Genomic DNA, 12,091 nt, shown 5'->3' with positions numbered 1-12,091 from the left:
GGCCAAGGAAGATGACTGGAGCATAGTCGCCCGAAAGAAAATCGAGCGGCCGCAAACACGCTGCCGACTTGCTCACGTCTGCGAGTCAGCTGCTACGCTTTCCAAGGGCCCCTAAAACCACGGCGATCTGTCAAAAAGGTGCAACGCTCATGACCACCCAACCCCACTCCGCCGGCTGGCGCTTCAAACTGGGCATCGTGATTTTGTGTTTGATGCTGGGGTCATGGCTGATGGTGCCGCTCGCGGCGGCCGTCGGAGTGCCGGGCTCCAGGGTCGCGGCACTGACTGGCGTGCTGTTTATCAGTAACAAGGTCTTGCTGATCCTGGTGATCGCGGTCATGGGCAAGGCCGGGTTCCAGCAATTGAAGCGCAGCGTGTTCGGCTACGTGACGTCGCTGGCGCCCAGCGCGGAAACCGAAGTGGGCCCGGTTCGGCATCGTATCGGCCTGGTGATGTTCTGCCTGCCGCTGATTTCGGCGTTTCTCGAACCCTACGTCGACAGCATTTGGCCGGGGTTGCGGCCGAACCTGTGGCAACTTCAATTACTGGGCGACCTGATGTTGATCGGCAGTTTTTTTGTATTGGGGGGCAACTTCTGGGACAAGGTACGCGCGCTGTTCATCCGCACTGCCAAAGTGGCCAATGCCTAGCAAGCATCGACAGGAAGCACGCCAATGAGCCGTCTGACCGCCAAAGACTTCGCCCCCGAGTTACTGGAACTCTACGACTACTACGTGCATGGTCAGATCAACCGCCGCGAGTTCCTCGACCGCGCGGCGTTGTTCGCCCTGGGCGGCTTGACCGCGTCCGCCCTGCTCGCCGCCCTGAGCCCAAATTACGCCCTGGCCGAGCAAGTGGAATTCACCGACCCGGACATCCTCGCCGAGTACATCACCTACCCGTCACCCAAGGGCCACGGCCAGGTTCGTGGTTACCTGGTGCGCCCGGCGAAAGCCACGGGCAAGGTGCCGGCGGTGGTGGTTGTGCACGAGAACCGTGGGCTCAACCCGTACATCGAGGACGTCGCCCGACGCGTGGCCAAGGCCGGGTTCATCGCCCTCGCCCCGGATGGCCTGACCTCGGTCGGTGGCTACCCCGGCAACGACGACAAGGGCCGGGAGCTGCAACAGACCGTCGACCCGGAAAAACTCATGAACGATTTCTTCGCCGCCATCGAGTGGCTGATGAATCACGCGGCGGGCACCGGCAAAGTCGGCATCACCGGGTTCTGTTACGGCGGCGGTGTCGTCAATGCGGCGGCCGTGGCCTATCCGGAGTTGGGCGCGGCGGTGTCTTTTTATGGTCGTCAGCCCGAGTCCAAAGACGTGCCACGAATCAAGGCACCACTGATGCTGCACTACGGCGAACTGGATAACCGCATCAACGAAGGCTGGCCGGCGTTCGAGCAAGCGCTGAAAGCCGCGGGCAAGACCTATGAGGCTTACATTTACCCTGGGGTGAATCATGGATTTCATAACGACTCCACGCCTCGTTACGATGAGGCCGCCGCCAAGCTTGCGTGGGGCCGGACGCTGGAGTGGTTCAAGCGGTATTTACAGGGGACATAGACCCACGTAGGAGCCGCCGAAAGCTGCGATCTTTTGATCTGGCGTTGGACTAGACTGCGGTTGTCTCCCAGAAAAGTCAGCCTCATGTCACGAATCCTGGTGTACGTCCTCGTATCGATTGCAGCCCTCTACCTGCTGCTCTGCGTGGCGTTGTTCGTGTTTCAGCGCGCGCTCATCTATTTCCCGCAACCCAGCACCTATGCCCCACCCGACAGCGTGCTCACGTTGGCGGTGGCAGACGCAAACTTACAGGTGTCGGTCCGCCCCCACGACGGCCCCAAGGCGTTGATCTACTTCGGCGGCAATGCCGAGGATGTCTCGCAAAACCTGCCTTCGTTTTCCGCAGCCTTCCCGGATCAAGCGATCTACCTGTTGCACTACCGGGGCTTCGGCGGCAGTTCCGGGTCGCCCTCCGAGGAGGCCATTGCCCGTGATGCCCTGGATTTGTTTGACCGGGTTTACGCCGAACACCCGCAGGTGGCCGTGGTCGGTCGCAGCCTCGGCACGGGCGTGGCGATCCGCCTGGCCAGCCAACGCCCGGCGGCGCGGCTGATCCTGGTTACGCCCTATAACAGCCTGCTGGAACTCGGCATCCGCCAGTACCCGATGTTTCCGGTGAAGTGGTTGTTGAAGGACACGTTTGATTCGGCGAAATACGCGGCGCACATCAGCGTGCCGACCCTGTTGATCGCGGCGGAACATGACGAAGTGATCCCCCGTTCAAGCACGGTGCGGCTCTATGGCCAGTTCATCCAGGGTGTGGCGTCGATGAAGGTGATTGCGGGGGTGGGGCACAATTCCATTTCTGAAAGCCCCGAGTACCTCAAGTTGATTGGCGCCGGGTTATGAACGGCGTCGCGCCAGGCGTTGCTGCCAATTTCCGCCGTTGACGCGCTGACATTGTTCTTCTGAGTCGAACTGCACATGAGCCGCTACAGGGCTGACGAGCACCTGCGCTTCATCGAGTGCGGTGGCCGTCAGCACGACCATGCGCTCGCCCTGCCCGCTGGCCAGCGCCTGGTCCTTCTGCGCCTCGGTATCGAACACCCAGATCACCCGCAAACTGGAAGGGAACACGCTGTAATCGACCTCATGGGTCAGCCAGCAGAAACCGACGATTTCTGCTTTGGCCGTCTCGCACGCGTCAGTCAAAGTGGCGACCAGGCGACGCTCGATGTGGGTTTGGTCGCGTTTGCTTAAAGCCATGGGTGGATCCTTGTGACTGGCGAGAGGAAGCGCCAATCATACGAAATTTCACCCACATGAAATCGTCAAAGATCGCAGCCTTCGGCTGGAATGCATTTCCCCTGTAGGCGCTGCCGAAGGCTGCGATCTTTTGATCTTGAAAAAAACGCACGACTCATTTCGGCCGACGCACCGCCCGCACCTTGCCGCTGCCTCCGCCGCCGCAGAAAAACTGATCGGCGCCATCGGACTCAAGCCCGGAAACACCGACGCCCGCCGGCATCTTCACGCTTTCCAGCACATCCCCGGTGGCCGGGTCGACCTGGCGCAACTCGCTCTCGTCGCCCTCCCAGGTGCCATGCCACAGCGCGCCTTCGACCCAGGTCACCCCGGTGACAAACCGGTTGGATTCGAGGGTGCGCAGAATCTTGCCGGTCTCGGGGTCGATCTGATGGATCTTGCGGTCGCGGTATTCCCCAACCCACAGCGTGCCCTCCGCCCAGGTCAGGCCGGAGTCGCTGTTGCCGGGGGCGGGGATGGTGTGGAGCACGCGGCCGGTCTTGGGGTCGATTTTCTGGATGCGGTCGGCGGCGATCTGGAACAGATGCTCACCATCGAATGCGGTACCGGCATCGGCGGTGACATCGATCGAGCGCACGGTCTGGCCGCTGGCCGGGTCGAGGGCGTTGAGTTTTTCGCCGCTGGCGAACCACACATGCTGGCCGTCCCAGCTCACGCCATGCACGGCGTCGACACCGGCAAAGGGTCCATATTCACGGATGATTTCGGCTGCTGAGTGTTTCATGAGGTGTTCCTCGTCACGGGGTTGGTGAGGTGATCCTAAGCACTGGGCAACGGCGCCGTGAGTAACAAAGTCGTCGCGAAACCCGGCACTGGCGGTGTCATCCAGCGCCGCGCCCGTCCGCGCCCGAACGACTGCACCTTGCCGTCCGCCGCCAGGGTGTCGAGGGTCCGTTGCACCGTGCGTTGGCTGGTGCCGAGGGCCAGCGCCAGGGCCGAGCTGGACCAGGATTCACCGTCGGCGAGGACGGCAAACACCGTGGCGTATTTTTCTTCGACCGGTGGTGCCAGCAGCACAACGTCACTCGCCACCAGCGCGTAGCCGCGCGGGGTCGCGGTCACGCTGGCCAACGGTTCAAGGGCCGCGCGTAATCGCCCGACTTCAACGCGCAGCCGGGCGCGATGGGACTCGTCACTGAGTTTCAGGCGAAAGGCCCAGGCGATCAGGGCTTCTCTCGACACGTCGGCAGGCCAGGCTTCGGCCAGGGCCCGGGCGATGGCGAACAACACCGGGCGCGTGCCCAGCGCCACCGACATGCCGGTGCCGCGCACGCTGTAACGGCACGCGTCCACCACCAGCACGGTTGAAGCGAGCAAGGCTTCAACCTCGTCCAGTAACAAGGGGCGCTCCTGGCCATGGGCAATCAACCGGGCGACCGGGGTGTTCAACAGGTTGATCGCGTGTTCGACTTCGGCGGATAACGCGGGGATCGCGGCCTGCCGTGCGGCCTCTTGCGCCCGGGTCAGCGCCGCCCGCGCCGACTGTGATTGCACGCGGCGCATGGCGATCCCGGCCACCACCAGTTCATGTACCGCACGCAAGGCCGGCGGCAGTGGCGCGAGGTCGAGTGCGCTGAGTTGTTGCTGGGCGTCATCCAGTTGCCCGATCAGCAACAAGCGCCGGATTGCCAGATAGCGCGCATGGGCGGCGTTGACGCCATCGCCGTGTGCCTCAAGCGTGACCCGCGCCATGTCGAGTTGCTTGACCGGCCAACCGAGGTCCCGCGAGGCCAGCGCGATCTCGGCCTCGGCGACCACACAGCGCGCCCGTGCCAGGCTTTCCTTCGGCCCGAAGGCCCGCGCCGCCCGTTGCACCAGCGTCCTGGCCAACACCAGCTCACCGAGCTGCGCCATCGCAATGCCGCGCAGTGCCAGCGCTGCCGCATCGTCGCGCAAGGCCACCCGGTTCAGCGCACCGAGAGGATCACCCGCCGCCAGCGCTCGCGCCGCCGCCGTGATCAGCGCATCCATCTGAATCGCGCCACATTTGTCACTCCCACCGTCCGAAGTCCCGAATTTAGTCTATCTCACGATGACTGACCCCGATGGGAGGCAAGCATGATGAACAAGCACACGATCGCTACACGAGAACAATGGCTGGCTGCGCGCCTGGAGTTGCTCAAAGCCGAGAAGGACCTGACCCGCCGCAGCGATGAACTCGCCCGACAACGTCAGGCGCTGCCCTGGGTGCGGGTCGACAAGGCGTACCGTTTCGACACCGAGCACGGTCCGGCGACGCTGGACACGCTGTTCGAGGGGCGCTCGCAACTATTGGTCTATCACTTCATGTTCGGCCCCGATTACACGGCGGGCTGCCCGTCCTGCTCGGCGATTGCCGATGGGTTTGACGGCATCGTCACGCACCTGGCGCACCACGACGTGACGCTGATGGCCGTGTCCCGCGCACCGTTGGCGAAACTGCTGGCGTACCGGCAGCGGATGGGCTGGACGTTTCCCTGGGCGTCGGCGCCGGACAGCGATTTCACGGCCGACTTCAATGTGTCGTTCACCGAGGCGCAGCAGCGTGAAGGAACGATCGAATACAACTATCAACGCGGTGGCCATGCGATGGATGAATCGCAGGTCCCCGAGCCAGTCGAGCAGTTCGCGGCGACCTGTGGCACCGACGCGCCCACCTATTCGCGGGACCGGCCGGGGTTGAGTGCGTTTGTGCGTGAGGACGGCGTGATTTATCACACCTATTCCACCTATGCCCGTGGGCTGGACGGGTTGTGGGGGATGTATCAGTGGCTGGATCGGGCGCCGTTGGGCAGGCATGAACAAGGGCCTTGGTGGCGGCGGCATGATGAGTACAGTTGATCAGGGATTTTGGGTGTCTGGGCTGACGTCTTCGCGGGCAAGCCTCGCTCCTACAGGGTTTCGCGGTGTTCGAAAATCCCGCGGCCACCACAAAACCTGTAGGAGCGAGGCTTGCCCGCGAAGAGGCCCTTAAAACCAGCGCATTTTTGACGCCCTCATCGAAACCGATTGAACATACAGATCGGCCGGAGGCAGCGCCTTCTGCTTGACGCTGCACGCAGTAAATGGGAGAACGTGCATGGTTTGAAATATTGGGTAACAACTAGACTCAAGGACGACTCATGAAAACCCTCCTGTGTTTGCTGATCGCCACGGGCGTCGGCGCGGCGCTGCAATCTGCCGGCGTTCCCCATGGCCTGTTGCTCGGCTCGATACTCGCGACAGCGCTGATCGTCAGCAACCTGAACGTTGCGCCCACCCTGCCCCTGGGCCTCGGTTACGTGCAAGTAGTGCTGGGGATCGCCACCGGCCTGATGTTCAAAGCCTGGGACAGCCACACCGCCGCCGCCCTGTTGCCGAGCCTGGGCTTTCTGTTTCTGTGCCTGGCCGTGCAAATCAGCGTGGCCGGTTTCTGGCTGCTCAAGGTGTCGGGCTGGAACCTCAAGGACTCACTGCTGGCCGTCTACCCCGGTGCCCTCGCTGCGGTGTTCGACTTGCTGGAGTCCGAGCGCGCGTCCAGCAAAGTGATCGTCGTGCACCTGGTACGCCTGCTGTCGATCACCGTGCTGGTCAGTTTTCTTATCCCGGCGCAAACCAGCCTGGTCCTCGCCGAAGACACCCCGCTGGTCGCGGGCACCCTGCTGACCGTTCTGTCGCTGATCGCCGTGTGCATCGGCGTCGGTCGCCTGCTGCTGCGCATAGGCGTCCCGGCACCGTTCATGCTGACCGCCATTGTCGCCACGGGCACCTACCTCAAGCTGGGCTGGCTGGCTGAGTTCCAGATGCCGTCATGGAGCGTCAATTTCGCCACGGTCATCCTCGGCGTGCTGATCGGCTCGAAATTCAAGGACATTTCCCTGCCGGACCTGGTACGCCATGGCCGCTCCGGGGTGATGTCCGTCGCCCTGATGATCCTCATCGCCGCCGCCTTCGCCGTGGCGGCCTCGCGGGTGCTGGGCAGCGATCCGCTGTCGCTGTGGATGGCCTACATGCCCGGCGCCATCGAAACCATCGCCATCGTCGCGTTCAGTGGCGGGCTGAATGTGGTGTTTATCCTGACCCATCATCTGGTGCGCATGGTAATGCTGCACTTTGCACCAGCGCTGATCGTCCAGGCGCGACGCTGGCGCGAGAGTGAACTGTAGAAATCTCGAACTCCGGCGATATCAGCGCCTCCAATGATTAGGCCCATGGAGGTATGCGAAATGAACAATGAATCGAAAGCAATGCCCGCCGATACATCTGGCAAACCCGTCAATGTGGTTGAGCGGGATCTTGAGGACGAGGACAGCGATACCCGAGGCGTGGATGAAACCATCACGCCGTCCTCAACCCGGGTTAAAGAGCAGGATGCCGAAGAGCTGCAGCGCAAAATTGATGAGATTGAGCGCAACGTGGCGGACGGCAACTAGATAGAACGCCCGCCTGTGGCGGGGGAGCAAGCTCCCTCGCCACAGGTTTACTCAGCCGCCACAGCGGAAATTAGAAGGATCGAAGGTAAGCAGTGAGTCTTTTCAGTCGTTTCAAAGCCCTCGCAAGGCCCGCCCCAAAAGAACAGGTCGTCGGGTATTCCCCGGACGAATTGAAGGTTGTTTTTACCGAGCCTCTGGCACGCCTTCCGGCTGACTATCCGCCAGCGGTATCCCTGGAGAACATCGCTGTCCCGGCCTATTACTGTTCGTTTTTAATCGACAAGGAAGACGCCCATCATTTTTGGGCGCTTGTGGAATCAGCCTTCAGCTACGAGACGCAAAAGCCGTTCAACGATAGCCTCGTCAAGCAATACGCAAACACCGAAAAAACCCATCGCCTGCTCTGTCTCCTATCCGACGAAGCCTTCAATGCCACCCACGTGCGGCTGGTGACAAATAGCGTCGACTTCCTCGACAGCATTCGTCGTGAACGTTTCGCCGTGCCTGCGCCATGGGTTGCGTTCGAGGGGTACAACCCTGCGTGGTGGGGCGGCGCGATGCAAGGGGCGAACGGGTACTACAACGACGGCTACTTCCTGCCGTTTTTCAGCGGATTGAACGCAGCAGAAAAGAACGCCTATTTCGTGCGGTACGCGGCGACTGACGAGTGGATCAGCCAACTGGCGTTGATGTACGGCGACGAGTAACCCGAAATCCACCCACAAAAATGCCCGCTCACCGTCACCGGTTCAGCGGGCTTTTTTGTTCTCACACTGGAGAGATCGTGGCCAAGGCACCAATCAAGACGGTCAGCACCAGAAACCCACCCAGGAAAAACGCCATCTTAGCCATAAGGCCTCCTACTACTTGAGTTTGCGGCGCAACAGGCGCAGTGAGATGTGTTGATCCCAGGCGGCCGGGCCGGTGAGGCATTGTGGGACTGTGGCTGATCTCGTTACAGAGGCAGATGGCGCGAGAAAATACGGATCAGATCACTGCGCTCTGTGTAGGAGCGAAGCTTGCTCGCGAAAGCGGTGTGTCCGTCGAAATCGATGTCGGATGTGCCGCCGCTTTCGCGAGCAAGCTTTGCTCCTACAGGTTGGGGTAAATCCCGGGCAAAGAAAACCCGCTGACCATCGCTGATTCAGCGGGCTCTCTCGCCGTTTACATCACTTCACGTCGAACCGATCCAGGTTCATCACCTTGACCCACGCGGCCACAAAGTCCTTCACAAACCGCTCCTTCGCATCACTGCTGGCATACACCTCCGCCAGCGCCCGCAGCTGCGCATTCGAGCCGAAGACCAGATCAACCCGGGTCGCGGTCCATTTCACTGCTCCGGTCTTGCGGTCGCGTCCTTCGAACTCTTCCTGAGCCTCCGACGTCGGCTTCCACTCCACGCCCATGTCCAGCAGGTTGGTGAAGAAGTCGTTGGTCAACGCTTCTGGCCGCTGGGTGAAGACGCCGTGTTTGGTCTGGCCGACGTTGGTGTTGAGCACCCGCAGGCCGCCGATCAGCGCGGTCATTTCGGGCGCGGTGAGGGTCAGCAGTTGCGCCTTGTCGATCAGCAACGCCTCGGCCGGTACGCTGTAGCGGGTTTTGAGGTAGTTGCGGAAACCGTCGGCGATGGGTTCGAGGAAGCCGAACGATTCCACATCCGTCTGCTCTTGCGAGGCGTCCATCCGCCCCGGCGTGAATGGCACCGTCACGCTGTGGCCGGCATTTTTCGCGGCTTGTTCGACACCCACACTGCCGGCCAGCACGATCAGGTCGGCCAGGGAGATTTTCTTGCCGCCGCTGTTGAACTCGCGCTGGATGCTTTCGAGTTTCGCCAGCACGCTCGCCAACTGCCCAGGCTGGTTGGCTTGCCAGGACTTCTGTGGTTCCAGGCGCAGGCGTCCACCGTTGGCGCCGCCGCGTTTGTCGGAGCCACGGAAGGTCGAAGCCGCCGCCCACGCCGTCGACACCAGTTGCGAGACGCTCAGCCCCGAGGCCTGGAGCTTGCCTTTGAGTGCCGCGATGTCGCTGTCGTTGACCACTTCATGGTCCAGCGCCGGGATCGGGTCTTGCCACAGCAATTCTTCGGCGGGCATTTCCGGGCCGAGGTAGCGCGAGAGCGGCCCCATGTCACGGTGGATCAATTTGTACCAGGCACGGGCGAACGCGTCGGCGAGTTGGTCGGGATTGGCCAGGAAGCGCCGGGAAATCGGTTCATAGATCGGGTCGAAACGCAGCGCCAGGTCCGAAGTCAGCATGGTTGGATTGCGGCGTTTCGCCGGATCGAACGCGTCCGGAATAATCCCCGCGCCCGCCCCGTTTTTCGGCGTCCACTGATGCGCGCCAGCCGGGCTTTTGGTCAGTTCCCACTCGAAGCCGAACAGGTTTTCCAGGTAGTTGTTGCTCCACCGGGTCGGTGTGGTGGTCCAGGTCACTTCCAGGCCGCTGGTGATGGTGTCGGGGCCTTTACCGGTGCCGAAGCTGTTCTTCCAGCCCAGGCCTTGTTGTTCGAGGCCCGCCGCTTCCGGCTCGGCCCCGACGTTGTCGGCAGGCCCGGCGCCGTGGGTTTTACCGAAGGCATGGCCACCGGCGATCAGCGCCACGGTTTCTTCGTCATTCATGGCCATGCGGCCAAAGGTTTCGCGGATGTCGATGGCGGATCTGACCGGGTCTGGCTCGCCTTCCGGGCCTTCAGGGTTGACGTAGATCAGGCCCATTTGCACAGCGGCCAACGGGTTTTCCAGGTTGCGTCCGTGATCGGTACGGCTGTCCTCGTTTCTTCCGGGCTCGGCCACGAGTGGCACATCGCCGGGCGCTTGCACCGGTTTCTGCCCTTTGTCATAGCGGGTGTCGCCGCCCAGCCACTTGTTTTCGGAGCCCCAGTACACGTCTTCGTCCGGCTCCCAGACATCAGCGCGTCCACCGGAATAACCAAAAGTCTTGAAGCCCATGGATTCGAGTGCGACGTTGCCGGTGAGGACAATCAGGTCGGCCCAGGAAATGTTTTGCCCATATTTTTGCTTAATCGGCCACAGCAGCCGGCGCGCCTTGTCGAGGCTGACGTTGTCCGGCCAACTGTTGAGCGGCGCGAAACGTTGCTGCCCGGACCCGGCTCCGCCCCGCCCGTCACCGGTGCGATAGGTGCCGGCGGCATGCCAGGCCATGCGGATAAAAAACGGCCCATAGTGACCGAAGTCCGCCGGCCACCAGTCTTGCGAGTCGGTCATCAGCGCATTCAGGTCCGCCTTCACTGCGGCAAAATCGAGTTTTTTAAAGGCATCGGCGTAATTGAAGCCCTCATCCAGGGGATCAGACAGGGTCGAGTGCTGGTGCAGGATCTTCAGGTTCAGTTGGTTCGGCCACCAGTCGCGGTTCGTCGTGCCACCGCCAGCGGCGTGATTGAACGGGCATTTCGATTCAGTTGCCATGTAATAGCTACCTTTGGTCGTGTTCATCCAGCTACCCGGCCCGGCTAGGCCTGCAATAGCAATGAGCGAAATCAAAGACATAGGCTGCTGGGCCTGGCAGTTCGATCAACTGCTCTGTGTGGCCACACGGGAACTCAGGGGTTTGGCGAACGATCCGCCAGCACACGGGCCCACGGCAAGCCTGTGACTCTTTCTTATCTCGTTATCAGGTATTAATCGGCCAGCGTACGCCAGCGCAACGGTAAGACTAGACCGTCTGGGGAGGACTGCTAATAGCGGCAGTGTTAGGGCGTGATAGGGAGAATCTTTTGCGGGGAGGCTGAAAGGCCCCTCGGGTCAAACCCGAGGGGCGATCCATCAAGCAGCGTTGGCTTCTTTCTTCAGGCTGTCCATATCAATCACAAAGCGATATTTCACATCGCCCTTGAGCATGCGCTCATAGGCTTGGTTGATGTCCTGGATGTTGATCATCTCGATGTCCGAGACAATCCCGTGTTTGGCACAGAAATCCAGCATGTCCTGGGTTTCCTGAATCCCGCCGATCAACGAACCGGCCAGGCTGCGGCGCTTGAAGATCAGGTTGAACACCGACGGCGACGGATGCGGACTGTCCGGCGCGCCGACCAGCGTCATCGTGCCATCGCGTTTGAGCAGATTGAGGAACGCGTCCAGATCATGGGGTGCAGCGACGGTGTTGAGGATGAAGTCCAGAGTGTTGGCGAACTTGGCCATTTCATCCGGGTTCTTCGACACCACCACTTCATCGGCGCCCAGGCGCAGACCGTCTTCACGCTTGTTCGGCGACGTGGTGAACAGCACCACATGCGCGCCCATGGCATGGGCGATCTTCACCGCCATGTGCCCGAGGCCACCGAGGCCGACCACGCCGACTTTCTGGCCTGGCCCGACCTTCCAGTGGTGCAGAGGCGAATAGGTGGTGATGCCGGCACACAGCAGCGGCGCGACGGCGGCCAGGTTGGTGTCGTCATGGGAAATGCGCAGGACGAACTTCTCCTGGACCACGATATTGTCCGAGTAGCCGCCGAAAGTGTTTTCGCCGCCAAACACCGGGCCGTTGTACGTGCCAGTGAAGCCGCTCTCGCAGTATTGCTCTTCGCCTTCGGCGCACGACGCACAGTGCTGGCAGCTGTCGACCATGCAGCCGACGCCCGCCAGATCGCCCACCTTGAACTTGCTGACATTCGCGCCAACGGCGGTCACCCGACCGACAATTTCATGGCCCGGTACGGAGGGATACAACGTGTTGTGCCACTCGTTCTTCACGGTGTGAAGGTCCGAATGGCACACGCCGCAATAGAGGATATCGATCTGCACATCATCGGCGCCCGGGGCGCGACGTTCGAAGGTGAAAGGTTTGAGCGAATCCTTGGGGTCTTTCGCGGCGTAGCTGTAAGTCTTGGTCATTGCGATCGCCTTTTGA

The 12,091-nt window shown here is 61.6% G+C and carries 12 protein-coding genes; 7 read left to right on the top strand and 5 right to left on the bottom strand.

Translation table 11 applies throughout. The features are described 5' to 3' along the window. Positions 1 to 149: 149 nt before the first annotated feature. Genes ACY4LX_RS14290 through ACY4LX_RS14280 form a run of 3 tightly spaced genes read left to right on the top strand, consistent with a single transcriptional unit; the run spans position 150 to position 2,417 of the window. Positions 150 to 650: a transporter suffix domain-containing protein gene (locus tag ACY4LX_RS14290; protein ID WP_463260299.1), complete on the top strand. Its 501-nt coding sequence runs from the start codon at positions 150 to 152 to the stop codon at positions 648 to 650. Between the two features lie 24 nt (positions 651 to 674). Then, positions 675 to 1,568 carry a YghX family hydrolase gene (gene yghX, locus ACY4LX_RS14285; RefSeq protein ID WP_463260298.1) on the top strand — a complete coding sequence of 298 codons (894 nt, stop codon included), beginning with the start codon at positions 675 to 677 and terminating at the stop codon, positions 1,566 to 1,568. Positions 1,569 to 1,628: 60 nt separating this feature from the next. Continuing rightward, positions 1,629 to 2,417: an alpha/beta hydrolase gene (locus ACY4LX_RS14280; protein ID WP_463260297.1), complete on the top strand. Its 789-nt coding sequence runs from the start codon at positions 1,629 to 1,631 to the stop codon at positions 2,415 to 2,417. Here the strand turns inward: ACY4LX_RS14280 and ACY4LX_RS14275 are convergent. From ACY4LX_RS14275 to ACY4LX_RS14265, 3 genes are all read right to left on the bottom strand, one after another. Beyond that, complete coding sequence (locus ACY4LX_RS14275) at positions 2,412 to 2,774, bottom strand: hypothetical protein (protein ID WP_463260296.1); 363 nt, start codon at positions 2,772 to 2,774, stop codon at positions 2,412 to 2,414. The two genes, ACY4LX_RS14280 and ACY4LX_RS14275, sit on opposite strands and share 6 nt — an antisense overlap. A 154-nt stretch (positions 2,775 to 2,928) precedes the next feature. Beyond that, positions 2,929 to 3,558, bottom strand: coding sequence for a Vgb family protein (locus ACY4LX_RS14270; RefSeq protein ID WP_463260295.1), 630 nt, complete (start codon positions 3,556 to 3,558; stop codon positions 2,929 to 2,931). 35 nt (positions 3,559 to 3,593) lie between these two features. Next, positions 3,594 to 4,805: a helix-turn-helix domain-containing protein gene (locus ACY4LX_RS14265; protein ID WP_463260294.1), complete on the bottom strand. Its 1,212-nt coding sequence runs from the start codon at positions 4,803 to 4,805 to the stop codon at positions 3,594 to 3,596. A gap of 90 nt (positions 4,806 to 4,895) precedes the next feature. Here ACY4LX_RS14265 and ACY4LX_RS14260 point away from each other — a divergent pair, with 90 nt between their 5' ends. The 4 genes from ACY4LX_RS14260 to ACY4LX_RS14245 all read left to right on the top strand — a co-directional run bounded on the left by ACY4LX_RS14260 (position 4,896) and on the right by ACY4LX_RS14245 (position 7,932). After that, complete coding sequence (locus ACY4LX_RS14260) at positions 4,896 to 5,654, top strand: DUF899 domain-containing protein (RefSeq protein ID WP_463260596.1); 759 nt, start codon at positions 4,896 to 4,898, stop codon at positions 5,652 to 5,654. 281 nt (positions 5,655 to 5,935) lie between these two features. Further along, entirely contained in the window at positions 5,936 to 6,958 is a 1,023-nt protein-coding gene (locus ACY4LX_RS14255; protein WP_463260293.1) for an AbrB family transcriptional regulator, read from the top strand. Between the two features lie 60 nt (positions 6,959 to 7,018). Continuing rightward, positions 7,019 to 7,225, top strand: a complete 207-nt coding sequence (locus ACY4LX_RS14250) for a hypothetical protein (RefSeq protein ID WP_463260292.1) — start codon at positions 7,019 to 7,021, stop codon at positions 7,223 to 7,225. 92 nt (positions 7,226 to 7,317) lie between these two features. After that, positions 7,318 to 7,932, top strand: a complete 615-nt coding sequence (locus tag ACY4LX_RS14245) for a hypothetical protein (RefSeq protein ID WP_463260291.1) — start codon at positions 7,318 to 7,320, stop codon at positions 7,930 to 7,932. A 462-nt stretch (positions 7,933 to 8,394) separates the two neighbouring features. On the opposite strand, the gene katG is transcribed toward ACY4LX_RS14245, so the two are convergent. Together katG and ACY4LX_RS14235 are read right to left on the bottom strand one after the other, a co-directional pair. Further along, on the bottom strand, positions 8,395 to 10,650 hold the full coding sequence (gene katG / locus ACY4LX_RS14240; protein WP_463260290.1) for a catalase/peroxidase HPI: 2,256 nt from the start codon (positions 10,648 to 10,650) through the stop codon (positions 8,395 to 8,397). Between the two features lie 357 nt (positions 10,651 to 11,007). After that, complete coding sequence (locus tag ACY4LX_RS14235) at positions 11,008 to 12,075, bottom strand: NAD(P)-dependent alcohol dehydrogenase (protein ID WP_463260289.1); 1,068 nt, start codon at positions 12,073 to 12,075, stop codon at positions 11,008 to 11,010. Positions 12,076 to 12,091 lie beyond the last annotated feature (16 nt).

It is taken from the genome of Pseudomonas sp. Emmai, from assembly GCF_055179735.1.
This window is presented reverse-complemented; position numbering and strand designations above follow the sequence as displayed.

What these genes read in the sequence shown, in the direction of transcription:
- ACY4LX_RS14290 (WP_463260299.1), top strand. Translation starts at nt 150, where the DNA reads ATGACCACCCAACCCCACTCCGCCGGCTGGCGCTTCAAACTGGGCATC.
- yghX (WP_463260298.1), top strand. Translation starts at nt 675, where the DNA reads ATGAGCCGTCTGACCGCCAAAGACTTCGCCCCCGAGTTACTGGAACTC.
- ACY4LX_RS14275 (WP_463260296.1), bottom strand. Translation starts at nt 2,774, where the DNA reads ATGGCTTTAAGCAAACGCGACCAAACCCACATCGAGCGTCGCCTGGTC.
- ACY4LX_RS14270 (WP_463260295.1), bottom strand. Translation starts at nt 3,558, where the DNA reads ATGAAACACTCAGCAGCCGAAATCATCCGTGAATATGGACCCTTTGCC.
- ACY4LX_RS14265 (WP_463260294.1), bottom strand. Translation starts at nt 4,805, where the DNA reads ATGGATGCGCTGATCACGGCGGCGGCGCGAGCGCTGGCGGCGGGTGAT.
- ACY4LX_RS14260 (WP_463260596.1), top strand. Translation starts at nt 4,896, where the DNA reads ATGAACAAGCACACGATCGCTACACGAGAACAATGGCTGGCTGCGCGC.
- ACY4LX_RS14255 (WP_463260293.1), top strand. Translation starts at nt 5,936, where the DNA reads ATGAAAACCCTCCTGTGTTTGCTGATCGCCACGGGCGTCGGCGCGGCG.
- ACY4LX_RS14250 (WP_463260292.1), top strand. Translation starts at nt 7,019, where the DNA reads ATGAACAATGAATCGAAAGCAATGCCCGCCGATACATCTGGCAAACCC.
- katG (WP_463260290.1), bottom strand. Translation starts at nt 10,650, where the DNA reads ATGGCAACTGAATCGAAATGCCCGTTCAATCACGCCGCTGGCGGTGGC.
- ACY4LX_RS14235 (WP_463260289.1), bottom strand. Translation starts at nt 12,075, where the DNA reads ATGACCAAGACTTACAGCTACGCCGCGAAAGACCCCAAGGATTCGCTC.